Annotated in this window: 23 protein-coding genes; 12 read left to right on the forward strand and 11 right to left on the reverse strand. The window is 38.8% G+C overall.

Annotated elements, in window-relative coordinates; all coding sequences use genetic code 11:
* The first annotated feature begins 32 nt into the window (after nucleotides 1-32).
* The 5 genes from AC2D3N_RS06955 to AC2D3N_RS06975 all read left to right on the forward strand — a co-directional run bounded on the left by AC2D3N_RS06955 (nucleotide 33) and on the right by AC2D3N_RS06975 (nucleotide 10,467).
* Nucleotides 33-5,249, forward strand: a complete 5,217-nt coding sequence (locus AC2D3N_RS06955; RefSeq protein ID WP_484693179.1) for a PAS domain S-box protein — start codon at nucleotides 33-35, stop codon at nucleotides 5,247-5,249.
* A 100-nt stretch (nucleotides 5,250-5,349) separates the two neighbouring features.
* Nucleotides 5,350-6,099, forward strand: coding sequence for a DUF502 domain-containing protein (locus AC2D3N_RS06960; protein ID WP_079679149.1), 750 nt, complete (start codon nucleotides 5,350-5,352; stop codon nucleotides 6,097-6,099).
* Nucleotides 6,100-6,132: 33 nt separating this feature from the next.
* Complete coding sequence (gene nusB / locus AC2D3N_RS06965) at nucleotides 6,133-6,792, forward strand: transcription antitermination factor NusB (protein ID WP_079679147.1); 660 nt, start codon at nucleotides 6,133-6,135, stop codon at nucleotides 6,790-6,792.
* Between the two features lie 90 nt (nucleotides 6,793-6,882).
* Nucleotides 6,883-8,574 (forward strand): signal recognition particle-docking protein FtsY, encoded by a 1,692-nt coding sequence (gene ftsY, locus AC2D3N_RS06970; protein ID WP_484693180.1) that lies wholly within the window; start codon nucleotides 6,883-6,885, stop codon nucleotides 8,572-8,574.
* Between the two features lie 420 nt (nucleotides 8,575-8,994).
* Entirely contained in the window at nucleotides 8,995-10,467 is a 1,473-nt protein-coding gene (locus AC2D3N_RS06975) for a GAF domain-containing SpoIIE family protein phosphatase (protein WP_079679145.1), read from the forward strand.
* 254 nt (nucleotides 10,468-10,721) lie between these two features.
* Here the strand turns inward: AC2D3N_RS06975 and AC2D3N_RS06980 are convergent, their stop codons facing one another.
* The 4 genes from AC2D3N_RS06980 to AC2D3N_RS06995 form a co-directional block, all read right to left on the reverse strand.
* A complete protein-coding gene (locus AC2D3N_RS06980; RefSeq protein ID WP_484693181.1) occupies nucleotides 10,722-11,705 on the reverse strand; it encodes a carbohydrate kinase family protein in 984 nt (327 codons plus the stop codon).
* Nucleotides 11,706-11,749: 44 nt separating this feature from the next.
* Nucleotides 11,750-12,145 carry a type II toxin-antitoxin system VapC family toxin gene (locus AC2D3N_RS06985; RefSeq protein ID WP_484693182.1) on the reverse strand — a complete coding sequence of 132 codons (396 nt, stop codon included), beginning with the start codon at nucleotides 12,143-12,145 and terminating at the stop codon, nucleotides 11,750-11,752.
* A 21-nt stretch (nucleotides 12,146-12,166) separates the two neighbouring features.
* Nucleotides 12,167-12,445, reverse strand: a complete 279-nt coding sequence (locus tag AC2D3N_RS06990) for a hypothetical protein (protein ID WP_484693183.1) — start codon at nucleotides 12,443-12,445, stop codon at nucleotides 12,167-12,169.
* Nucleotides 12,446-12,527: 82 nt separating this feature from the next.
* Nucleotides 12,528-13,103 (reverse strand): Uma2 family endonuclease, encoded by a 576-nt coding sequence (locus AC2D3N_RS06995; protein ID WP_484693184.1) that lies wholly within the window; start codon nucleotides 13,101-13,103, stop codon nucleotides 12,528-12,530.
* Between the two features lie 254 nt (nucleotides 13,104-13,357).
* Here AC2D3N_RS06995 and AC2D3N_RS07000 point away from each other — a divergent pair, with 254 nt between their 5' ends.
* Together AC2D3N_RS07000 and AC2D3N_RS07005 are read left to right on the forward strand one after the other, a co-directional pair.
* Nucleotides 13,358-13,624, forward strand: coding sequence for a hypothetical protein (locus AC2D3N_RS07000; RefSeq protein ID WP_227350647.1), 267 nt, complete (start codon nucleotides 13,358-13,360; stop codon nucleotides 13,622-13,624).
* Between the two features lie 4 nt (nucleotides 13,625-13,628).
* Nucleotides 13,629-14,174 (forward strand): helix-turn-helix transcriptional regulator, encoded by a 546-nt coding sequence (locus AC2D3N_RS07005; protein ID WP_484693185.1) that lies wholly within the window; start codon nucleotides 13,629-13,631, stop codon nucleotides 14,172-14,174.
* 28 nt (nucleotides 14,175-14,202) lie between these two features.
* Here the strand turns inward: AC2D3N_RS07005 and AC2D3N_RS07010 are convergent, their stop codons facing one another.
* The 4 genes from AC2D3N_RS07010 to AC2D3N_RS07025 all read right to left on the reverse strand — a co-directional run bounded on the left by AC2D3N_RS07010 (nucleotide 14,203) and on the right by AC2D3N_RS07025 (nucleotide 20,459).
* Nucleotides 14,203-14,778 (reverse strand): Uma2 family endonuclease, encoded by a 576-nt coding sequence (locus tag AC2D3N_RS07010; protein ID WP_079679133.1) that lies wholly within the window; start codon nucleotides 14,776-14,778, stop codon nucleotides 14,203-14,205.
* An 84-nt stretch (nucleotides 14,779-14,862) separates the two neighbouring features.
* Nucleotides 14,863-17,265 carry a DUF1565 domain-containing protein gene (locus AC2D3N_RS07015; protein ID WP_484693186.1) on the reverse strand — a complete coding sequence of 801 codons (2,403 nt, stop codon included), beginning with the start codon at nucleotides 17,263-17,265 and terminating at the stop codon, nucleotides 14,863-14,865.
* Nucleotides 17,266-17,556: 291 nt separating this feature from the next.
* Entirely contained in the window at nucleotides 17,557-18,477 is a 921-nt protein-coding gene (locus AC2D3N_RS07020) for a ribbon-helix-helix domain-containing protein (RefSeq protein WP_484693187.1), read from the reverse strand.
* A 599-nt stretch (nucleotides 18,478-19,076) separates the two neighbouring features.
* Nucleotides 19,077-20,459: a helix-turn-helix domain-containing protein gene (locus tag AC2D3N_RS07025; RefSeq protein ID WP_484693188.1), complete on the reverse strand. Its 1,383-nt coding sequence runs from the start codon at nucleotides 20,457-20,459 to the stop codon at nucleotides 19,077-19,079.
* A gap of 197 nt (nucleotides 20,460-20,656) precedes the next feature.
* Here AC2D3N_RS07025 and AC2D3N_RS07030 point away from each other — a divergent pair, with 197 nt between their 5' ends.
* A complete protein-coding gene (locus tag AC2D3N_RS07030; RefSeq protein ID WP_484693189.1) occupies nucleotides 20,657-22,240 on the forward strand; it encodes a DNA methyltransferase in 1,584 nt (527 codons plus the stop codon).
* A gap of 94 nt (nucleotides 22,241-22,334) precedes the next feature.
* On the opposite strand, the gene AC2D3N_RS07035 is transcribed toward AC2D3N_RS07030, so the two are convergent.
* The gene (locus AC2D3N_RS07035; RefSeq protein WP_484693190.1) at nucleotides 22,335-22,778 is read right to left on the reverse strand and encodes a PIN domain-containing protein; all 444 of its coding nucleotides are present in this window, start codon (nucleotides 22,776-22,778) and stop codon (nucleotides 22,335-22,337) included.
* The gene (locus AC2D3N_RS07040) at nucleotides 22,765-22,989 is read right to left on the reverse strand and encodes an antitoxin family protein (protein WP_484693191.1); all 225 of its coding nucleotides are present in this window, start codon (nucleotides 22,987-22,989) and stop codon (nucleotides 22,765-22,767) included. The genes AC2D3N_RS07035 and AC2D3N_RS07040 overlap by 14 nt, the downstream gene beginning before the upstream one ends.
* 150 nt (nucleotides 22,990-23,139) lie before the next feature.
* On the opposite strand from AC2D3N_RS07040, the gene AC2D3N_RS07045 reads away from it, so the two are divergent.
* From AC2D3N_RS07045 to AC2D3N_RS07060, 4 genes are all read left to right on the forward strand, one after another.
* Nucleotides 23,140-23,397 carry an AbrB/MazE/SpoVT family DNA-binding domain-containing protein gene (locus AC2D3N_RS07045; RefSeq protein ID WP_484693192.1) on the forward strand — a complete coding sequence of 86 codons (258 nt, stop codon included), beginning with the start codon at nucleotides 23,140-23,142 and terminating at the stop codon, nucleotides 23,395-23,397.
* Entirely contained in the window at nucleotides 23,391-23,828 is a 438-nt protein-coding gene (locus AC2D3N_RS07050; protein ID WP_484693193.1) for a type II toxin-antitoxin system VapC family toxin, read from the forward strand. The genes AC2D3N_RS07045 and AC2D3N_RS07050 overlap by 7 nt, the downstream gene beginning before the upstream one ends.
* A 102-nt stretch (nucleotides 23,829-23,930) precedes the next feature.
* On the forward strand, nucleotides 23,931-24,221 hold the full coding sequence (locus tag AC2D3N_RS07055) for a type II toxin-antitoxin system Phd/YefM family antitoxin (RefSeq protein WP_079679120.1): 291 nt from the start codon (nucleotides 23,931-23,933) through the stop codon (nucleotides 24,219-24,221).
* Nucleotides 24,205-24,531: a type II toxin-antitoxin system RelE/ParE family toxin gene (locus AC2D3N_RS07060; RefSeq protein ID WP_484693194.1), complete on the forward strand. Its 327-nt coding sequence runs from the start codon at nucleotides 24,205-24,207 to the stop codon at nucleotides 24,529-24,531. Before AC2D3N_RS07055 ends, AC2D3N_RS07060 begins: the two co-directional genes overlap by 17 nt.
* Before the next feature lie 268 nt (nucleotides 24,532-24,799).
* Here the strand turns inward: AC2D3N_RS07060 and AC2D3N_RS07065 are convergent, their stop codons facing one another.
* Nucleotides 24,800-25,039, reverse strand: coding sequence for a hypothetical protein (locus tag AC2D3N_RS07065; protein ID WP_484693195.1), 240 nt, complete (start codon nucleotides 25,037-25,039; stop codon nucleotides 24,800-24,802).
* Nucleotides 25,040-25,150: the final 111 nt, after the last annotated feature.

Below are 25,150 nucleotides of genomic sequence, written 5' to 3' on the forward strand. Positions count from 1 at the left end.
AACCATAATCACCAAAAATGGCAGGTGTTCTGATGAGTAATAAACGATCATTTTCATCAAATCCTACTCAGTTTTTAGCAGATCTAAAAGTTTTTCATATCCCGATTAATGTATTAATTTTTTGTTTAGGATTTATGGTCTTTGCCAGTGGTATTAGTCAATTTATTTTTACCGATTATATTCTAGTTTATCTGATTTATAACATTATTATTTTAATTTTGAGTGGCTTAATTTTATTCATCTATAAACGAGAAACCCATCTGCGCCAAAGTGAAGAACAATTTAGAAGTACCTTTGAAAGTGCCTCAATTGGTATGGCAATTTTGGGTCTAAATGGTCAGTGGTTACGGGTTAATCAAGCCCTATGTGAAATTGTCGGCTATACTCAATCAGAATTACTAAATTTAAGTTTTCAAACCGTTACCCATCCCGATGATTTAGTGACAAATACCCAGTATCTTCATAGCCTATTAAATAATCAAATCCAAACCTATCAGATTGAGAAACGATATATTCATAAACAAGGACAGATTATTTGGACTTTACTTAATGCTACTATTGTTCGAGATCATCAAGCAAATCCCTTATATTTTATTACCCAAATTCAAGATATCACTCACCGTAAAAAACTGGAAGAAGAATTACTCCAAAAACAACAATTATTAGATGCTTTTATTACCAGCGCACCCGTAGGAATGACCATTCTGGATACGGAACTCAAGTTTACTTTTATTAATCAAGCCCTGGCAGATATTAACGGGGTTTGTGTGGCAGATCATATTGGTAAAACCCCCTTAGATATCATACCTCAAATCGCCATTCAACAAGAAAAGATATTCCAAGAAGTTTTGAATACCGGGAAAACAATTTTGTCCGTTGAAATCACCGGAGAAACCCCCAAACAACCCGGGATTAATCGCACCTGGTTAGTCTCCTATTTTCCGATCAATTCACACTCTCAAAAACCCATGGCTCTAGGAGTAGTGGTGGCTGAAATTACTGACCGCAAACAGGCAGAAGCAGCCCTCAGAGACAGTGAAACCCGTTTTCGAGGGATTTTTAATCAAACCTTCCAATTCATGGGACTATTAACCTGTGAAGGCGTGATTTTAGAACTTAATCAAACTGCTTTAGACTTTTCCGGTTTACAACTGCAAGAGGTCGTAAATCGACCCTTTTGGGAAGAACACTGGTGGACAATTTCCCCCGATGTTCAAACCCAACTCCAAGACACAATTGTTCGGGCTGCTAGGGGAGAATTTATTCGCTATGAAATTGATATTTTAGGTCAAGGAAATCAAATTACAACCATTGATTTTTCCCTCCGTCCCTTATTAGATGGAGCCGGAAATATTAAACTTTTAATTGCCGAAGCACGAGATATTACGGAACGCCAAATCCTAGAACAAGAATTAGCTCAACGAGAATCCTGGTTGGATGCTTTTTTTGCTTGCGCTCCCGCCGGATTATTAATTTTAGATGATCAAAAAAAGTTTATTAAAGTTAATGATTCAATCGCCAAAATGCACCGAATTCCGGCTCATACTCATATTGGTCAATCGATTCAAGATGTATTTTCTGAATATACCACAATTTTAGAATTTGTCTGTGATGAAGTATTAAGTAAAGGAGAGCCAATTTTAGATTTAGAAATTAGTGGTGAATATACTTATTCCGGGGTTCGTAGTTATTGGATGGCTTCATTTTTTCCCCTATCTACTAATATTAATAGTAGTGCTTCTGGTGTTGGTGGAGTGTTATTAGATATTACTGAACGGAAACGAGTGGAATTGGAATTACGGTCTGTAAGTGAGCGGTTACAATATTTACTTACCGTTAGTCCGGCTGTGATTTTTAGTTGTCAACAAGAGGGAGAGTATCAAATTACTTTTATCGGTGATAATGTCCATCGTTTATTGGGTTATTACGCCCATGAATTTATCAGAAATCCTGGTTTTTGGTTACACCATGTCCATCCTGATGATATCAAACTTTTACGTTCAGGATTAGAGCATATTTTAAAGCGGGATGTCTTTAATTATGAATATCGATTTCTACACGCAGATCATACCTATCATTGGTTAGATATGCAAATGCGATTAGTTAGAGATAAAAAAGGTCAACCCTTAGAAATTGTGGGATATTGGGTTGATATTAATGATCGCAAAAAAGCCCAATCTGAACTTCAAATTACCCAAAGACGCTTACAAACGGTAATTGAAACTATTGGCAACGGGATTACATTAAGTAATTCTAAAGGAGAATTTTTAATCTTTAATTCTCAAATGGAAATAATCACTGGATATGGTTTAGAAGACACGGAAAGTCATCCCGATTTTATGCGGTTACTTTATCCTAATAATCTAGCTTATCAACGGGCGGGGGAACGGTTACAACAGGTGATTCATCAAGGGAATTTACATAATATTGAAACCACGATTATTACTAAACTAGGAGAAACCAAAACCCTGTTGATTTCAACAGTATTATTAGAAGATGAATGGGGAGAACTATTTTTAACAGTTTATCAAGATATTACGGAACGTAAACAAACTGAAGCCACTTTACAAGCGATTAATGACTTATTACAAGCAACCATTCAAGCGGCTCCCGTTGCGATTGATGTCATTGATCATAATGGTAATATATTAGTCTGGAATCCGGCGGCGGAAAAGATTTTTGGTTGGAATGTTCAGGAAGTAATGGGCAAAAAATTACCGATGATTCCGATGGATTCTCAAGAAGAATTTCAACAAATAGTGGAAAATACTTTTTTAACTAATACTTTAAGCCAAGTGGAAACCAAACGTCTACGCAAAGATGGATCTTTAATTGATATTAGTTTATCGACCGCTTTAGTGAGGAATTCCCAAGGTCAAATTATTGCCGCTATGGGAATTTGTGAAGATATTAGTGAACGCAAACGGACGGAGGAAGCCTTACGCCGTTATGAGAGAATTGTGGCGGCAACAACGGATCAAATTTGTTTAATTGATCGGAATTATAGCTATCAGTTAGCAAACCCGGCTTATTTGAATCTTTATCATCAAGTTTTAGAAGCATTAATGGGTCGTCCAGTGATGGATTTTGTCGGTCAAGACCAATTTGAACAGATTATGAAACCCAACTTAGAAAAGTGTTTAGAAGGAGAAGTGATTCACTACCATTGTTGGTCAGATTTACCCTGTCTAAAACATCAATTTTTGAGTATTACTTACGCACCTTATTATGAATTAAATCAGAATATTTCTGGAGTTGTGATTAGTATTAGAAATTTAACAGAACTAAAAATTGCTGAAGAAAAATTGCGACAAAGTGAGGAAGCATTAGTGGAAGCTCAACGCATTGCTCATATTGGCAATTGGAAATTTGATGTCGCCACTCAGAAAATGAGTTGGTCAGAGGAAATGTTAAGGATTTTCGGATTGGAAAAATCCCAGACTGAATCGAGTTATGTGGAGTATTTACAGTATGTTCATCCTGAAGATCTTCGGAATATTGAACATCATGTTAAACAAGCCATTCAATCGGGAATTTCCTATGAACTCGATTATCGTATTATTCGCACCGATGGTTCAATTCGATATTTGGAAGTTCGGGGAGAAGGAGTCAGAGATGAGCAAGGAAATATTGTACAACTGTTTGGTACGGTTTTAGATATTAGCGATCGCAAACAAGTAGAATTAGAACTACAAAAAGCCAAGGAATCCGCCGAAGTTGCGAATAAAACTAAAAGTATTTTTATTGCCAATATGAGTCATGAGTTAAGAACTCCTTTAAATGCAATTTTGGGATTTGCTCAACTAATGAGCCATGATTCCGCCCTTCCTACCTATCAACAAGAAAATTTAGAAATTATTCGTCGCAGTGGTGATTATCTGCTCCATTTAATCAATAATGTTTTAGATTTATCCAAAATAGAAGCTGGGCGGATGACCTTCGACGAAAGTACCTTTGATCTGAATTATTTAATTTTATCCATTTGGGAGATGTTCCGTTTACGAGTAGAAACCAAAGGATTAAAATTTTGTCTGAATATTCAACCGAATGTTCCTCAATATATCATCACAGATCCCAATAAACTTCGCCAAATTTTAATTAATATTTTAGGAAATGCGATTAAATTTACCCAGAAAGGTAGTGTGAATTTAACTGTATCTTGGGTTCAGGGGGGAGTAGGGGAGCAGGGGAGAAGGGGGGGCAGGGGAGCAGGGGGAGTAGGGAAGGCAGGGGGATATCAATCTTCAATCGCTAGAGTTCAAAGGTCAATAGTAAATAGCCAACCCTCACTCCTCAACGGTCAAGGTCAAAACCTAATTCTTAGATTTGAAATTGAGGATACGGGAGTGGGAATTGCTGAAGCGGAATTGAATCATATTTTTGATGCTTTTATTCAAAGTCAATCGGGTAAGAAAGCCCTAGAAGGGACAGGTTTAGGATTAACAATTACGCGGAAATTCGTTGAGTTAATCGGGGGAAATTTGGGGGTGAAAAGTACCCAGGGGGTCGGGAGTATATTTTGGTTTGAAATTCCCATCTTAGTGACCCAGAGAAGCCAAATTCAATCCCCAGAAATTAGTCGCCAGGTCTTAAGTTTAGCTCCAGGTCAACCAGAATATAAAATTTTAGTGGTGGATGATCAACCCGAAAATCGCCAACTGATGATCAAATTATTAACTCAAATCGGTCTACAGGTTAAAGAGGCTGAAAATGGACAAGAAGCTCTGCATTTATGGCAAGAATGGCAGCCCCATTTGATTTGGATGGATATTAGAATGCCGATTATGAATGGTTATGAGGCGACTCAACGAATTCGTGCCAGTGTAAAGGGTGAAAATACTGTGATTATTGCCTTAACCGCCTATGCTTCCAAAACTGATCGCAACTTAGCTTTATCGGCGGGATGTAATGACTACTTGAGTAAACCTTTCCAAGAAGATGAACTATTCAGTACAATGGCTGAATATTTGAAATTAAAATATGTCTATGCAGACTCCACCACTTCTGCTCCCGGTTCCTCTATTCTTTCATCTTCGGTTAACCAGCCCTTAACCCCTGAAAGTCTGTTAGTGATGTCGAAGGAATGGATTATCGCCCTACAGGAAGCCTGTCTCCTCTGTGATGAAGAAGAAGTTCTGCATTTAGTCCAACAAATTCCCTCCGAACATCAAGCCTTAGCCACCAGTCTGAGGACTTTAGCCCGGGATTTTCAATTTCAACAGATTCGACAGTTGACCTTTGGTCATTGATCTCCCCATCAAGATAGATCGCGGCAAAGACCCAAAAGACCGATAATCGTTAATAATAGGAAAAAGAAACACCCAAGAAAAAAAGGAGACTGGACGCTCTGTGTTCCAACGCTTGAAGCAGGACTTAAAAAATGACTTAATTGCAGGTCTGTTGGTCGTGATTCCCCTAGCAACCACGATTTGGTTAACCATCACCATCTCCAGTTCCGTAATTGAGTTTCTGACCCGTATTCCTAAGCAAATTAATCCCTTTGATGGTTTGCATCCGATTTTAGTTAACCTACTAAATGTTTTGGTCGGGTTAGCTGTACCCCTATCGGGGATTTTATTTATTGGTTTGATGGCCCGGAATATCGCGGGACAATGGCTTTTGGGCTTTGGTGAAAAAATCTTACAAGCCATTCCCCTAGCGGGTTCGGTTTACAAAACCCTGAAACAACTTTTAGAAACCCTTTTACGAGATTCTAATGATAAATTCAGTCGTGTTGTCTTAGTAGAATATCCCCGTCGAGGTCTTTGGTCACTGGCTTTTGTTACCGGGTCGGTGAGCGATGATATGCGGTCTAAATTGTCTGAGGAAGTGGTTAGTGTGTTTATTCCCACGACCCCGAACCCCACCAGTGGATGGTATGCTATTGTTCCACAGCGCGAGATCATCAACCTGACCCTCTCGGTAGAAGATGCGTTTAAAATTATCGTATCGGGTGGAATTGTCAATACAACGTCTTCAACGACGGTGAAAGCCCTTAGCCCTAAATCTGAACTCCCATTAGAATCGATGGTTAACGGCGAAAATAAAATTCCAGTTATTGTCCTGGAAGATGAGGGCATTGGGGTCAGCGAAAATTAAACGGACAATCTTTATTCTTAAATTCTTAAACTTATGCAAGCCCGTCGTACTGCTCGTGAACTCGCTTTACTTGGAATTAGCCAACTTCCTGCGACTTCAGAGCGCCTAGAAACTCAAGAATTACATGATGTTTTAATTGCCGCCGTCAGGACGTTAACGGCTGAAGGTCAGGAGTCTTTAGAAACGGCGGTTTCTGAACTACAACGGAGTAGCGATCGCCTTTTAAGTAGCCAAATTCGAGCCAATGATTTACAAAGTGCCAGAACAATGGTTTATGAAGCCATTGAATTAGTTCAAGGGGCAATTAATCGTTTAAGTACCGCCATTGAATTACCGGAATTGGTACAATTAGCCAATCAACAAGAAGTCTGTAATTATGCCCTTGATATTCTGATTCAAGTTAATACCCATAAAGCTGAAATTGATCAGTTATTAACCGATGTCTTGGTAGATTGGCAACTCAACCGACTCCCCCGAATAGATCGCGATATTCTCCGCATCGCTGTTGCCGAATTAATGTATTTAGATTTAAAAGAACAAGTGGCAATTAATGAAGCTATTGAACTGGCAAAACGCTACAGCGATGAAGAAAGTTATCGCTTTGTTAATGGCGTTCTCCGTCGATTTGTCGATAAATTAAAAGCCGAGGAACAGGGAACAGGGAACAGGGAACAGGTAATAGGTAATGGGTAATAAGTAATGGGTAATGGGTTTAGAAAGAGTTTACCTCCCCTGCCTCCCTGTGCTCCCGGTGCTCCTTAATAACTAATATTTAAAAAAACTATGGTATTCAATTGGTTTCGTCGTCAATTTAATGAAAAAAACGATCAGAATCAAGAACCGGAAAAGGAGGTTCAATCTGAACCCGTCAAGGTAGATCAACCGGCGGAAATTGCTGATATTTCTGAAGAAAAACCTCAAATTTCTGAGGATTATTTACAGTGGGCAAAAGCAGCTTATAAAAATATTCAAAAACAACAACAACTGGAACCCGAAGTTGAACCCGAAGTTGAACAGACGGTTTTAACCGATGAAACTCCAGAGGTGGAAACGGCTGTAGAAACCCCTGTAGAAGCCATTGCAGTCGAGGAGACAGAACCAGAACCCGAAGCTGTTTTACAGTCTATTCCCCCTACTCCCCCTGCTCCCCCTGCCTCCCCTGCCTCCCCTGCCTCCCCTGCTCCCCCTGCCTCCCCTGCTCCCCCTGCTCCCCCTGCCTCCCCTGCCTCCCCTGCCTCCCCTGCTCCCCCTGCCTCCCCTGCTCCCCCTGCTCCCCCTGCCTCCCCTGCCCCCCCTGCCTCCCCTGCCCCCCCTACCTCCCCTGCTCCTCCTACTCCTCCTACTCCCCCTGCTCCCTTCTGGGCTGCATCCACCACGGAACGTCAAACCCGCCTAGAACGACTGAAAGAAACCGCCATTGAACCGGAACCCGAAACCAGCGAAACAGCCTCTGGGGAAGCGGGAATGGTGTTTGATGAGATCTTTATGTGGTCGGCTCAGGTCTTAGCTGATCAAGGTCGGCGTCCCGATCAAGTGGCCCTAGAAGAAATTACCTGGTTACAAAAACTCTGGAAAGCCCTAGGACGGACACGGCGCAACTTACTCAACCAATTAAAAGCCATTGTCGGTCAGGGGCCATTAAATCAACAGGCCGTTGATGAAATTGAATCCATGCTCTTACAGGCCGATGTCGGGGTGGCAGCAACTGATCGCGTCATTGAAGCCCTACAAAATAAACTCCGTCAAGAAGCCCTGCCCCCAGAACAGGCGATCGCCTATCTGAAACAAATATTAAGAGGAATTTTAGAAGAACCCTTTTCCCAGGGCTATCCTATCAGCTTCGCACCGGAAAAAGATACCTTAAATATTTGGTTAATTACTGGAGTCAATGGGGCGGGTAAAACCACTACAATTGGCAAAATCGCACATTTAGCCCAAAAATCCGGTTATCGTTGTTTAATCGCCGCCGGGGATACTTTTCGGGCGGCGGCCGTTGATCAGGTGAAGGTCTGGGGAGAACGCACGGGTGTAGAAGTCGTGGCGAACCCGGGAAAAAATACCGACCCGGCGGCGGTGGTTTATGATGCGATCGAAGCGGCCCGCTCTCGCAATACGGAATTGTTAATTATTGATACAGCCGGGCGCTTGCAAAATAAAAAGAATTTAATGGAGGAACTCAATAAAATTCGTCGAGTCATTGATAAGCGCGCTCCATCCGCCAAAATCCAATCTTTGTTAGTATTGGATTCTACCCTGGGTCAAAATGGTTTACGCCAAGCCGAAGTTTTTTCAGAAGTGGCTCAATTAAGTGGGGTAGTCTTGACAAAACTCGATGGAACTGCTAAAGGTGGTGTTGCCCTAGCGATTGTCCAGCAACTCGGCTTACCGATTCGGTTTATCGGAGTTGGGGAAAGTATCGAAGATTTACGTCCCTTTTCCAGCTACGAGTTTATCGAAGCCCTCCTCAGTGGCTAAATCACAAACACCCCCCGTCCTTTATTTATCCGAACACCGGAATAGGGAATAGGGAATAGGGAATAGGGAATAGGGAATAGGGAATAGGGAATAGGGAATAGGGAATAGGGAATAGGGAATAGGGAATAGGGAACAGGGAACAGGGAATCGGGAATCGGGAATCGGGAATCGGGAATCGGGAATCGGGAATCGGGAATCGGGAATCGTTTGCCTCCCCTGCCTCCCCTGCCTCCCCTGCCTCCCCTGCCTCCCCTGCCTCCCCTGCCTCCCCTGCCTCCCCTGCCTCCCCTGCCTCCCCTGCCTCCCCTGCCTCCCCTGCCTCCCCTGCCTCCCCTGCCCCCCCTGCCTTCCCTGCTTCCCCTGCCTCCCCTGCCTCCCCTGCCCCCCCTGCTCCCCTTCCTTTCCCCCGTGAGGTTTTAGATGACAGCCTTGCCCCTCCCTAGACGCTCTGATCAATTTGCTGACTCGATTACGGGTTCTGCAACACCAGAAACGACGCCAGTTTTTGCCCTCAAGGAAATGGTGGCGCGTTTGCATCGAGAACAGCAAAATGTGAACGAGTTGTTAAGTTCCTTGGGGTATGCCCTGCGTAGCTTCAACAACCTGAATCAATTTTTGGAGTTAACTCCCCTAGTTGCCAGTCGGGTGACGGATTCCGATGGGGGGGCTTTGGTATTATTTAAACCTAACGGACAAGTCCGGTTTCAACGGCTCCATTGTCAGGAAGGACGCCAATGTCAGGATATTCGGCAAGCGATCGAAGCCGTAACCCGACAAATTACCGCCTTCTCCACCACAGGCAGGTTAGAAGACCTATCGGAATCGGCATTACAAACCTATACGGCAAATTTAGATTATCAAGTTAGTCGCTATCTTGGCCCCGATGTCCAGTTATTCGGGACACCGATTTTGGTGAATAATATCGAGCGGGGACGGTTATATGTTTTTAGTCATGATGTCAATTATGTTTGGACACCGACCCGACAAAAATTAATCCGGTTGGTGGCGGATCAAACGGCTGTTGCCATTGCCAATGATGAGTTAGCAACTTCCCTACGGGAAAAAGAACGGTTAGATCGGGAATTAGAAATTGGGGCGGAAATTCAGTTACAATTATTTCCTCGAAAATGCCCCACCATTCCAGGTTTAGATATTGCCGCCAAATGTCAAACCGCGAACCGAGTGGGCGGGGATTATTATGATTTTATTCCCTCTAATTTTGACAAACGTAGTGATCATCTTTCTGTCTATACCGATGAACGCTGGAGTATTGTGATTGGCGATGTCATGGGTAAAGGCGTTCCGGCGGGTTTGATTATGACCATGACCAGGGGAATGTTAAGGGCAGAGGTGTTAAACCGCCATTCTCCCTCCTTGATTTTGGGACATTTGAATCAGGTTATGTATGCGGATTTGGAAAATTCTAACCGCTTTGTGACGTTATTTTATTCGGAATATGATCCGGCAACTCGAATGTTGTCCTATAGCAACGCAGCCCACCATCCCCCGTTATTATGGCACAGGGCAACGAATACGATTAGAAGGTTGGATACATTGGGAATGTTGATTGGGTTAGATGCGGATAGTCGCTACTATGAAGATAAAATCCAACTTTATCCCGGGGATACAATTATTTATTATACCGATGGATTTACGGATGCGATGAATCAACGGGGCGATCGCTTCGATGAGGAAAATCTTAGTCAAGCATTTCATTGGGCGTGTCAGAATTGTAGAAATCCCCAGGCGATTTTGGATTATTTATTTGAACAAGTTCAACAATTTATTGGTGCAGAAAACCGAAATGGGGATGATATGACCCTCGTGGTATTGCAAGTAAAATCTAGCAAGGTCGGCGATAATGATGATTGTTCTAATACTGAATCCTCTTGACGGGTTTCATTTTCTTGATCACGGTTTAAATTTGTTCGCCCACGGAACAATTTTAGCTCAACAAGTGAATGTGGATATTATTGGCGATTTCGTCAGAACCTGGAACCATATCGTTAAAAGCGGGCAAATTTGGGCATTTTTTGCCGGTGTTTTTGCGGGATGGGGAATTAGAAGTTTGTTACCCTGAACTATCGGGTTAAGAAACCTAGCTAATAACCTTTGAATAATCTCAAAATCTCTATGTTTTAAGGGGATTAATTCAGATTATCCCAGAATCGATCTAAAAAAGTTTCAACTTCTGTTAAGTTGGGTTGGGCTGAAATAGCACCTGGTTTTGTTGTGGTTAATGCTCCTACGGCACTAGCAAACCTAACTATTTGTTCAGCTATTTTGGCATGATTAATTGATTCTATTCCTAATTTACAGAATTGATGAAGAATTCCGGCGGTAAAACCATCTCCGGCTCCGGTTGTATCGACCACATTAACAGAAAATGCGGGTATTTTCCCATAATTTCCCGCTAAATAATAGGTACAACCCCTTTCTCCGGCGGTGACAAATACTCCTTGAATTTGTAACTGTTTAGCGATCGCTACTGGATCTATGGTATTAAATAATAGTTCTGCTTCTTCGCCGGTTAATTTCAAAAAATCGGCATTTTGAACAAAGTTTAAAATGAGTTCTATTGCTTGATCGCAATCTTGCCAAAACATCGGTCGCCAGTTAATATCAATAAATAATTTAACGTTATAATTTTTAGCTAATTCAAGGGCTGTTAATATAGCCTCTTGACTGTGTTGATAGGCTAATTCTAATGTCCCTAAAACCAGAAATTGTGCAGTTTTAAATAAGTCTCTTGGAAGTTGTTCTAATTGTAAATAAGTATCAGCAAATTCTGTGGTTTTTCGCGCTCCAAATCCTGCAAAACTGCGATCGCCCTTTTCATCTCTAACCACATAAACAATCCGAGTCGGCGCGCTATAATGGCGTTGAACTCCGACAATATTAACCCCAGTTTGAGTTAATAATTCTACCAATTGATCTCCCGATTTATCCTCCCCAATACAGCCGATAAAAGCCGTAGGAGTCCCTAATTTCACTAATCCACAAGCCGTATTAGCCGGAGCACCTCCGGGGTAATCTGTCCAATATTTAACGGTTTCTAAGGGTTTTCCTAATTCATTTGATAACCGATCAAACAATATTTCACCAATACAAATAACTTGAGGATGAGTCATGATTTTTCACAATAATAGACATTCTAAACTTAAGTCTTGAATTATTAATCTAGCCAATTTTCGATCTGTAACTTTGAGATTTCAATAAAATGGCGAGTATTGTTTGTAACAATAATATCTCCTCGTGAACGAGCGATCGCTGCAATTATAGCGTCAATTTCTCCCGTAGGTTTCCCTTGTTTTCTGAGTTCTCCTTGAATTTTCCCAAATTCAACTGCTGCTTGTTGATCAAAGTCAACAATCATTGGAATCAAATTTAAAAAATGGTTGATCCTAGTAAGATTTTGTTCTATTTTCTGAGAACAGTAAGCACCTTTATAGAGTTCTGCAATTACAATAGTAGGAACATAGCATTGAGAATATTTTTGATAAAATATTGTTACGATTTTAGAATTAAGGTTATTAATTGCTATACAAATATTAGTATCTAGTAAATACATAATAACACAATCCTATAGTGATTATAATTCGATTTCACGACCCAAATAACAATGACGTTCTTGATCAACTTCTGTCATAATTTCTAAAAACTCCTCTTTTCCCTCCCAAGGAGTAGCTAAAAATTCTTTCATCTGATTTAGCTTATCCTCTAGGGTAATTTCTTGAATAGATTCTTGTTGATTAATCTCGGAATCTCCTTCTCGTATTTTTCGAGCAATATTTTCTAATAACCATAGTTTTTCAACTAAGGATAAATTATTGATTGATTTTTCTATTTCTAATAATTGTGGTGAGATCATGTTAAATTGTCTTTTAAATTTGGATGGGTTTAAACTTTTGATATAAATTATGACGGATGTAGGGAGTATGAAGATGATCTATTTACCAAATTAATGAAAGATTTAAAACAAATCCAGGTAAAACATCTTCTCCCGATAATGTGGTTGGGTTTTCTAAAATTTCTTTTTCTCTCCCCTGACGATAAATTTCAACTTGACGGTTTTGGCGGTTAATTAACCAACCTAAACGAGAACCATTATCAATATACTCCTGCATTTTATCTTGTAAGGGTTTTAAAGAATCACTAGGGGAGCGCAATTCTATGATAAAATCAGGGCAAATTGGCAGAAATTTCTCTTGCTGTTCGGGGGTGAGAGATTCCCATTTTGCCAGAGGTATCCAAGCGGCATCGGGAGAACGATCTCCACCATGAGGAAGTTTAAAACAAGTAGAAGAATCAAAGACAATTCCTAATTGAGTTTGTCGGTTCCACAAACCCAAATCTAGGTTAATATCTGAGTTACGTTTTCCAGTTCCTCCTCCGGTGGGTGGCATAATAATTAAATCTCCTTTGGCGGTTCTTTCTAATTTTAATTCGCGGTTGGCGACACAAATTTGATAAAATTGTTCATCGGTAATCGGGGCGGTTTCTGGATTATTTAAAATTAATGCCGTCATATTTTTATCTCCTTAATTTAACTCACGTTAATATTCCTCGATCTTTTTCCCGATTTTACCCTAAAAGTAGATTAAACTGCGAAACCGAAGAATATTACCAACGGAAAAGTGCTTTCATCGGTGGCGGAGCCTCCTGAACAGGGTTCTCTGGTAGAACCTGGAAGGCAAAATTATTCACTCCATCCAGGTTATAATAAGTTGTCACTTGACAATTTGAGTACAATAAACTATAGTTTATACAAGCTCAAAATTTTATGTCTAGGAAAAAACATCCTAAGCCAGAAATTGAAGCAGCCTTGAAGTATGCTGAACAAAATGGATGGCGTATTGTAGAGGGTGGCTCTCATGCGTGGGGAAAGATTTACTGCCCTTATAATAACAATGATTGTCGCTGCGGAGAATTTTGTATTGCCAGTGTTTGGAGTACCCCTAAAAATCCAGGCAATCATGCTAAACTAATCCGTCGTGTTATTGATAACTGCACTATTCATAATCAAACAAAAGAGAAAGAGGAGAACTAAAAAGATGTCAGAATATAATTTTATTTTAAACTTTAATCTCCCAGATACTAAAGTCAATCCCGATAATTACCTAGAGAGTTTGGCAACAGAAGGCTGTGATGATGCCTTAATTGGAATCGGTAAAAAGGGGAAAATTGCCCTCAATTTTATCCGTGAATCTTCATCCGCTAGAAAAGCAGTTTATAGCGCAATTCAGGATGTTAAACGGGCTATTCCCCAGGCAGTTTTGACTGAAGTTAGCCCGGATTTTGTTAGTTTAACCGAGGTTGCTAAATTGCTCGGATGTACACGGCAAAATATTCGCAATTTGTTGGTCAAGGATGAACTAAAATCTCCAAAACCTATCTATAGTGGGACTCCTTCTATCTGGCACTTGTCGGATATATTGAACTGGTTATATGAGGAAAAAAAATATAGAAATAGAATTGATCCGACTTTATTAGAGTTATCTAAGGTTAGTAAGGATTTTAATATTGTTAGGCAGTGGGCAACCGTTGATTCTGAAGAAAAGGAAAAAATTCAATTATTATTGGCGGAAACTTGTGCTTAATTTTGCTGATGGTCAGCCCAGTTTCCGTTTACCAAATTAATGAAAGATTTAAAACAAATCCCGGTAAAATATCTTCTCCTGATAATGTGGTTGGATTTTCTAAAATTTCTTTTTCTCTGCCTTGATGATAAATTTCGACTTGACGGTTTTGGCGGTTAATTAACCAACCTAAACGAGAACCATTATCAATATATTCCTGCATTTTATCTTGTAGGGGCTTTAAAGAATCACTAGGCGATCGCAATTCTATGACAAAATCGGGGCAAATGGGCAGAAATTTCTCTTGCTGTTCGGGGGTGAGAGATTCCCATTTTGCTAGAGGTATCCAAGCTGCATCTGGAGAACGATCTCCACCATGAGGAAGTTTAAAACAAGTAGAAGAATCAAAGACAATTCCTAATTGAGTTTGTCGATTCCACAAACCCAAATCTAGGTTAATATCTGAGTTTCGTTTTCCAGTTCCCCCTCCGGTGGGTGGCATAATAATTAAGTCTCCTTTGGCGGTTCGTTCTAATTTTAATTCGCGGTTGGCAACACAAATTTGATAAAATTGCTCATCGGTAATCGGGGCAGTTTCTGGATTATTTAAAATTAGTGCTGCCATATTTTTATCTCCTTGATTTAACCTTATTTATCTACACAGTTGTGTTAGAAACTGGGTTTCTGTTAGAAACCCAGTTTCTAGGAATTAAACAATATAAGGAGAATCCACAGCTTGCGCCCGATTAACTGCTACCAAAGTTTGATAGAAAATCGCTGCAATTTCCCCACGGGTGACATCTTTTAACGGGTTAAAAACCTCTTTTTTCGGGTAATTAACCACTATATTTAATTCCGTCGCCGTAATTACTGCATTAGTCGCAAAAGCCGGAATTTGAGCACGGTCAGTATAAACGCCCAAACTATTAGATGTTCCCCCGGTTAATTTCAACCCATTAATTAAAGAAACAACCGCTTGAGACCGAGTTAAATTTTGATTGGGTCGGAAGGTTTTATCGGGATAACCTGATAGGAACCCTGCCCGATTTGCTTTGTCAATCGCCTCTTTTCCCCAAAAATCCGCCGCCACATCAGTAAACACAATTCCTTCGCGAATGGGTGTTAATTCAAACGCCGACTTTAACATCGCCGCGTGTTGGGCGCGGGTTAAGGTGGCATCGGGTTTAAACGAACCATCGGGGAAACCGCTAATAATCCCCATATCCGCTAACCTTTCAATAAAAGTTCTCGCCCAATGGGAGCCAATATCGGTGAATTTTGCTCCTCCAGGAACCGGAGTTGGAGTGGGAGTAGAGCCGCCAGGAGTCGGGGTCGGAGTGGGACTAGGGCCAGGAGTCGGAGTTTGATTGGCGGTAAACTCAATACTTCCCAAAGTTCGGGTCGGGTTAATTTGATTTCCCACGGAAATTAAGGTGAATTTACTAGCATTTTGCACATCATATTTGCCATTATCAACAAATACATTCCCCCCATTATCTTGAGGGCTACCCATATCGGGGGCAGAATCAGCAATTACAGTTAAACCATCTTGAAGATTTTTCTTAATTTGATTTTTTCGTAATACCGGTTTAGACTGTCCTGATAACACAATCCCAGACCGATTTTCCAGAATTTCGTTTTCAATAATTAAGGGCGAAGCTTGGGCTTGTACAGAAATCGCATATCCGGTATTTTGGAATTTATTCCCCCGAATTTCCCCCTTAGCATTCCCCCCCAAAGCAATACCATTACCCACATTTTCGATAAAATCACTATTCGTCACCGCAGCAATGGCCGTTCCGGTGGCAAAAACCCCTTCCCGTTTGGATTTGGTCAGGGTACAACTACCGATATTACAGTAAACCGATTCGACCCAAATTCCAGTGCCTCGGGTTTGGTCATTGGTAACGCTTAACCCCTTAACCGTTGAGTTATTTTCCATCAAAATCGTCACATTCTGAGCCGCCGAACTGGGACTACTGAAGCGACCACTCCCCAGAATCACGACATCTTTGCCCTTGGTCGTCTCATTCCCCACAATGGTTACTCCTGAGCGCACAATTAGGGGAAACACTTCTCCAGTAGTGACGTTATAGGTTCCTGGAGCGACTTGAATTAGGGTTCCCGATTGGGCTTGACTAATAGCCTTAGCAATGGTTTTTAGGGGGGTAGATTGACCGCCGGAGGCCGAATCATTCCCTGTGGCGGAATTAACAAATAAGGTTGCAGATGCGGCGGTTGGTACGCTTTGAGTCACGACTTGTAGAGTTCCTTTAACGCGAGTAGGACTAAGAAGATTTCCAAAGGAGGTTAGGCTGGCTGTTCCGGCATTCTGGACATCAAAACCGCCATTATTGCGAATCGTATTTCCCCCGGGGGTTTGGGCGGTTCCTAAATCCGGTGTGGCTTGATTCATAATTACCACCCCATCCCCGCTATTGCGTTCGATTAAGTTTTGACGCAGAATCGGTTGGGAGTCCCCGGCAATTAATATCCCGGAACGGTTTTCGACAATGGCATTATCCCGAATTAACGGAGCGGCCTGATTTTTCAGGGAAATCCCATATCCGGTATTTTCAAAGGTATTTCCTCCGATTTCTCCTTTGATATCCCCTTCAATGGAAACTCCATAGCCTTCATTTTGCACAAAAATACTATTGAGAATTTGAGGATTTCCCGAACCTACGGCATAAATCCCTTCTCGTTTGCATCGGGTAAAGGTAGAATTAGCAATGATTGGAGATTGGGATTCAATCCAAACTCCCGTCCCTCGGGTTTGGATATTGGTAACGGTGACGCCTCGCAGTTGGGCGTTATTTTCCATCAAAATCGTGATATTTTGACTCCCCGCACTACTACTGCTATGGAGTCCATTGCCTTCGATTAAAATGCCACTCCCTTTACCGGACTCATTGCCAATGACGATGACTCCAGAAGCGACAGTCAGGGGAAACACTTCACCACTTAAACTACTATAAGTTCCGGGTTCGAGATAAATTGTGGTTCCCGACTGAGCTTGGGAAAGGGCTTTTTTTAGGGTTTTAAAGGGTTTATTCGACTCCCCGGAACTAAAATCATTGCCAGTGGCGGGGTTGACGTAAAGAGCTACCATAATTTTGTTTGTGATGAAACCATCTGCGCTTTATTCTAGTCTTTAGTTACACCTCCCGGGTTAGGGATTCGGTCGGAAAACCGGAAAATTTTAATTTATTTTAATAATAAGCACCCAAACATAATTATTTACATATTTCTAATTCCCTGTTCCCTGTTCCCTTTTTTAACTCGGTAATTTATTTTGCACAAGCACTTATTAGTTTGGGAGTTCTGTCTTTAGAGGGTGAAACCCTTGGGGGGTTTTGGGGTCAAGATGGGCATAGCCCATCCTAAATTGTTGGCTTTGATTTTAACCGTTGAAGGTACGATTTCGCCATTTGGAGAGTTGAGATTCTCCAAAGGAAGCTAACCCTTGCAGTTCTGAAACCCGTTTTTGCAAAACGTTAATTAAATCATCCTGTTCTTGCAAATAGTTTTTGAGGGCATCATAATTCGCCGTTTCTTGATGTTGAGTTTTAGTGGAAATTAAACTTGCTAATTTTTGTTCGAGAGTTGCCATTTGTGTCTTTTGAGCCGCACAGAGATATTCTAAGTTATGATAATTTTCTTCTGAAATCCCGTTAGCTAATTTTACTTCTAATTCGGCAATTCTCTCTTGTTTAACTTGCATTTGAACTAGAGCACTATTGCCTTTTTCCACTTCTTTTTCCAGGGTTTCAATGCGCTGATTGAGTTGGGCTATGGTTTTTTGTTCCTGTTCTAACTGGCTTTGTAAGGCTTGGTGGGTTTCTGCGGAAATAGTTGCTGTTAATTGTTGCTCTAACTCAGGAATTCGATTTAATTGAGTCTGTAATTGAGCAATTGTTGATTCTTGTTGTTTCGAGGTTTCTTGTAAAGCCTGATACGTTTTAGGATCAATAGTTTGTGTTACCTTTTGTTCTGCTTCTTGTTTTAAGGCTTCATGGGTTTGGGCGAGTTGCTGTTTTAACTCTTGAATTGTATTGGCTTGGGCTTCAATTTGCTGTTTTAAGGCTGTATCATCGGCGGCTGGAGTTTCCGAGGACGTTTTTTCCCCCTGGGTTGGCTGATTTAACTGGGATGCTGCCAAACGTTCAAATAATTCTGATTTTGATACTCCTAATTCCTTAGCGAGTGCTTCCACCTGTTGAGCAACATCAGCCGTTAAAGAAACCGTAACTTTTACTTTGTCACTAATGGCAGAAGCGGGACGGGTAGCAGGAGTCGTGCGTTTTTTTCTATTAGTGGCCATGAGAATATATTCCTTATAAATTTCACTGAGAATGTAAGGATTTAGGATTGGGGATGTTCTATGAACTAAACCCGAAATTTAAAATCATTTATCCTAAATTGATTAATTTGAGGGTTGTAGACTTTCCATCATGAGGGGGTCTGGCTCACTTTTGGGGAGGATAGATGTTTCTAAGGGTTTCAGCTTTAATCTGCTACCAAATTTAACCCTCTAAAGTTTTTAACGGGTGAATACCCAGTTAATACCGAGGGTTAGGTTAGATTGGGTTGTGGCGGGATGTTACAGTATCCGTTTGCCTGCTGGTTCAAAACGTTCACGCTTTGAATTCCTGTTCAACATTATCCTGCAATAGCCTACATTTAGCAGTATAGGTTGGTGCAAACACAAAAAATTGTAAATTTTGTAAAGAATGAAGAAGGCGGTCTGTGGAGCGGGTGTCGTCGCTTGCCGTGGGGAAAAAAGGGGGGAAGTGCTACGCATTGATGTCAACTTAAGCCTAAAACCCCGGTTTTTATCCTGGACTAGATCCCCCTAAATCCCCCTTAAAAAGGGGGACTTATGAGTCCGGTTCCCCCCTTATTAAGGGGGGTTAGGGGGGATCATCGTGGTTCGTTTATAATTAGATTTAATATTACATATTTCCCAAAAATAGAAGACAATTTAAACATGATTTGATCCTGTTTTATTTTAGTCACTAAATACCGTTGTTGTAAAGATTGTAACCCATTAATTAAATCCGTTGATGATAACTCTACACTTTCTCGCAATGTTTCTCTGGATAAGGGTTGCTCAAATTGACTTAATTTTAAAACGATTTGTTGTTCAATAGGTGAAAGTCTGTGAAATAGCTGGTTAAAGTGCGATCGCATTTCCTGAGTAATCACTAATTCATTCTCATCTAAAAACTCAGCAACATCACCATCAAATATATTGTTAATTAAAATAGCAATACTTTTTAAATAAACGGGATTACCTTCATATAAATTAATTAAATTCAACCAAGATTCGTCATTTTTTAATCCTTTATTATTCAGAATTTCCAGATCATATAAACCTGATAATTCTAAGCAATTAATCGGATATAATTCGTTTTCCCAACCTTGCATTTCTGGACATTTTTCTTGACTAATTAAAATTAAACTACTCTGATGTTCAACTTCTGTTACCATGGTAAAAAAGTTTTGATAACTTTGATATTCCGGTTGATATTGTCCCGCAAATTGACCCGGAGTAAAGATATTCTGCACATCATCAAGGATAATTAAACATTTTTTATTAATGAGTATATCTAATAATTGTTTGACTTGATCATCTATAGTTTGTTTGTCTTCTGGTTTAATAATATTCAATAAATCCTTAACCAGCAAATCTAAAGGTTTAGGATATTTTAAACTTCTCCAGATAATTACTTCAAATTGATCTAAGTTTAAATCAATAAATCTTTTAACAATAGCGGTTTTACCCATTCCCGATAATCCTAATATTGAGATTAAACGAGTATTTTGCTTTAATATCCAATTAGAAAGGGTGTTAAGTTCTGTTTCTCGGTTATAAAAATTTATAATTTGAGGAGCTAGGGTTAAATCATATTCAGGTTTTTTGAAGTTATCAATATTAGTGCTTTGTTGATGTTCTGGCTGATTTGATGATGCGTAGTTGGGACACCAGTTGATATTATTGTTTTTAAAATTATTTTCAAAATTAACTATTTTAGCAATGCTAGAATTTGTAAATCTTTCTATAGTCCAACAAAAATTAGATTTATTAATATTTTCACCTAACTGTTCAGATAAAATTTTAAATAACTTCCTACATTCATCACCAATATAACCCTCATCATAATCATAAATGTCTGCAATTTGCTTATAAGTTTTACCTTTAAATACTTCTTCAACAATCTTTTTTTGCAAATCATCTAAATGCTTTTCTGTCTCAGTAAATACTAAGCTATCTACAAATTGTAAAATTTCTGTAACAGTCATAAAAGTTAGACGAGGTAACACTTTTCGTCATTATAACTCAATTTTATTCCAGATTATCAGGTTTTTTCAGATATTGTATTAATACTTCTTAATAAAATATCAGGTAATATCAGATATTATCCGCCATGACAAAAAATCAATTTAGTATAAAAATGATTAATCAAGTTTAACTCAAGCAAAATAATTTGCTAAAAATAATGGTTAATCAACTTTATTATGGCGATAATTTAGAAGTTTTAAGACGTTACATTAAAGATGAATCAGTTGACTTATGTTATATTGATCCTCCTTTTAATTCTAAACGCAATTACAATCAAATCTATAATAATATTGGTGGCGATGATAAAGCTCAAGCACAAGCATTTATTGATACTTGGGAATGGGATGATCACGCTATTCATGGAATAGAGGAAATTACTACTAATTATCATGGTTTATTTACCCAGCAATGTATTGATTTAATTATAGGTTTAAGGAATGTTTTAGGAACAGGAAGTTTACTTGCTTATTTAGTGAGTATGACTTTAAGGATAACAGAAATTTATCGGGTTTTAAAACCTACAGGTAGTTTTTATTTACATTGTGATCCCAATGCAAGTCATTATTTAAAATTAGTATTAGATGCTGTTTTTTGTTCTCAGGGTGGAGATTATAAAAATGAAATTATTTGGAAAAGACGCACAAATACTATTAAAGCAATTACTAAATCTTTTTCAACATTAAATGACATTATTTATTTTTATGTTAAGTCAGCAAAACAATATTACTTTGATATTCAGTATGAAGATTATCCTAGTGAATATCTTAAAAGGTTTAAATATCAGGATGAATATGGTAGATATCGTTGGCAAGTCATGGCTACTTATTCTCAAGAAAGATTAGAACAACTTAAAAAGGCAAACAAAGTTAGATTTTCACCCACTGCCAAAAACCCCGAATTTAAACAATATTTGCATGAATTAAAAGGTATTCCTATTACAAATTTGTGGATGGATATTGATATGATAAATTCTCAATCAAATGAAAGATTAGGTTATCCCACACAAAAACCAGAATCATTATTAGAAAGAATAATTAAAGCCAGTTCTAATGAAAATGATATAATATTAGATGCTTATTGTGGTTGTGGTACAAGCGTTGCAGTTTCCCAAAAATTAGACCGAAAATGGATAGGAATTGATATTACTTATCAAAGTATTAGTTTAATTTTAAAAAGATTAGAAGATAGCTTTGGAAAAGAGGTTTTACAAACCATTAAACTCCATGGTATTCCTAGAGATATAGAAAGTGCAACAGCATTAGCAAATAAAGCAGACGATCGCACTCGAAAAGAATTTGAAAAATGGGCAATCTTAACTTATACTGATAACAAAGGAATCATTAACACTAAAAAGGGTTCAGATCAAGGTGTAGACGGAATTGCTTACTTTCAAGGTGATCAAAACGAACCAGAAAAGATAATTTTTCAAGTAAAATCAGGAAAAGTAAAATCAGGAGATATCCGAGATTTAATAGGAACAATGACCCTAGAAAATGCCAGTATAGCCATATTTATAACTTTAGAAAATCCCACTAAAGATATGATCAAAACGGCAAAATCTGCTGGTTTTTATCAGAGTAAATTTATGAGTCAAAGTTGTGATAAGATTCAAATTGTTACAGTACAAGATATTATTGAAAATCAAAAAAAATTAAATATTCGTTTGAGTTTTGAAGTTGTTAAAAGTGCTGAGAAACAAAAAGAAGTGAAAGTTAATCAGATGGAGTTATTTGATAATTAGTGTAGGAGTGTTGAAGGTGCGATCACTTTTTATTCTAGGATAATTGAGGGTGCGATCGCTTCTTGGGGTGTAAGGGAGTTAGGAGTGCGATCGCTCATTTTAAATCTCTGAATGGATTGATAATCTGTAAACTATCTTCGATGATTAAACTATCTTGCATATCTTCTGAATATAGAACAGTTATATCGCCTAAAATTGCACTAGCAATGATTATACTATCCCAAAAAGAAAATAAATAGCAATCCCGCAATTTTACAGCATACTGAATTGTTGCAAAGGAAACAGGTAAAATTTCACAGCCCGCTCCCAAATCCTCAATTAGACTGTGAATCTGTGAATTATCAAATTTGGCTTTGCGAATTAAATTTGAGCAGACTTCATTGACAACCTGCGTGCTAATAACTAGGTTTTCTTGACTGGTAATACTTATAGCTATTTGTTGTTTTTCTCTAGCATCTGAATCATTAGGATTAACGATAAAACGATAGAGCCAAATATTAGAATCAACAAAAAAACGTTGCGGTTTACCAACGCTCATTCGCTTCCTCTCGTGTCAAGGAATGAAAGTTAGGAATCACAATAGGATTTGCTGTTAGTTGAGCAATAATTCCCGTTGTAGGAAAGCCTTTTTTTTTGATAGATTCCGATTCTATAATCAGTTTTACGGTTTGACCTTCTGTTAATTGGAAATCAGCTAAGGGGCGAAAAACCCCGTTTTCAAAAATTGCATCAAAACTTTGTTGTTGCATAATTAATTAGGTGATGATTTAACTCCTTTCTATTGTAACCTATTTTATTGTAGGGTTGTTGAGGGTGCGATCGCTTCTTGGAGTGTAAGGGAGTTAGGAGTGCGATCGCTGCTATAATATACACAGGTAACTTTAGGTTAGGAAAATATTATGAACTTAGTCACCTTAAATCAGTCAGGATTTATTGAAATTCCCGAAATTATTAGACAACAATTAGGTTTAGATCAGGAATCAAAACTATCTTTAGAAATTCAAGATGGAAAAATAATCTTAAACCCGATTAAAGAAGAACCATTACTTTACTATGAAGGTCATGTATTAGTTTCTGATGCAGAACTATTAACCGATGCTAATACAATAATTGAAGAACTTAGAAATGAAAGAACAAATCAATTAATGTCATGGTAAAAATATTATTTGATACTTCTGTTTTAGTCGCTTCTATATTAGTTAAACATCCTCAGCATTTTTCTTGTTGGTCATGGTTAGAACAGGTTAAAACCGAAAAAATAGAGGGATTTATTGTCACTCATACCCTAGCCGAATTATTCTCGGTTATATCTTCTTTTCCCTCCCAACCTCGTTTTTCCCCTCAAGTAACTCAACGACTTATTAAAGAGAATCTCAAAGAATTTCAGATTATTTCTCTAACAGAAGATGATTATTATGAAATTATAGAAAATATGGTGAGTTTAGGGTTTAGTGGTGGAGCAATTTATGATAATTTAATCGCTCATGCAGCCATGAAAAAGGAAATTGATAAAATATTAACCCTTAATCCTAAACATTTTATTCGTCTGGGCGATCACATTGCTGAATTAGTAGAAGTTCCTTCATAGCGCGATCGCTTCTTGGGGTGTAAGGGAGTTAGGAGTGCGATCGCTTTTGCTATTTTGTGCTAACATTAAATTTAATGCAAATTTAGTGCTAAGTCCCCAACCATGATTAATCTAAATCGAGATATTCAATCCCTCTCAACCTTTAAACGGAATACCAATGAAATGATTACCCAGATGAAAGAAACAGGTAATCCTATCGTTTTAACTATTAATGGGAAAGCCGAATTAGTAGTACAAGATGCTGGATCTTATCAAAAATTACTAGATTTTATCGAGAAATTAGAAACTATTATTGGGATTAAAAAAGGATTAGAAGATATAGCAACAGGTGACACACAACCCCTAAATCAATTCATCGAAGAAATGCAGCATAAACATGGAATTTCAAGTTAAATTAACCCAGAATGCTAAACTAGAAATAGAATCTGCTTATCTTTGGTTAAAAAATCTTAACCATAATTATGCTGATCAATGGTTTAGAGATTTAATGAATACTATTGCTACTTTGCAAGATAAGCCAAAACGTTTTGCTTTAGCTAGAGAAAACGATGATTTTCCTGAAGAAATCAGACAAATTATTTATGGGAAATCAAGGAATAAATACCGGATTATTTTCACCATTCGAGAGGATATAGTTTATATTCTTTATCTTCGTCATAGCGCACAATCTTCAATTACTTTTAATCCCCTTGATCTGGAGTAAAATTATTAATGTGATCGCTTTTTATTTTAGGGTTGTTTAGGGTGCGATCACTATATAACACCTCCAACAAAACTTAAACTTATAACTCTACCCAATTCTATAAATTTAATCATTCAACTCTCAATCAATCACTGTCAGTCGTGTTGATGAACAAAAAATGGTGCGTGGGGCAAATTGTTAATTATTGGATTTCCCAATAAATTAATTACGCCTTACGCACCCTATAAATTATGGGAGCAATAATATGGATGGGAACTTTCTTTTGTCCTTAATCCTCATCCCAATAAGATTGGTTATAACCGAGTTTTGTTGCTGCATCACGTTCCTTTTCGGTTAATTCCTCCCAATATTTCTCATTAGAATCGGGAGCGTCAGAGTCTTCTTCCCAACTGGCTTGATTCCAGCCTAAAGTAGTCCACAACGCTTGCTCATCGTTGTTCAGATCTGTCCAACTTAAATCATCCCAAGTGTCCCCTGGATTCCCTAAAATTTTCCGAATATTTGACATACATTACCTCTTATAAATTATGTCGAAACAACACTAAGTTAACCCAAACTGGCTGAGTACAAAAATTCGGGGTTGCTTTAATTTAGATTGTAACAAAAAAGGTGGGCATAG

This window comes from Planktothrix sp. PLAVEN19ND (genome assembly GCF_057220675.1).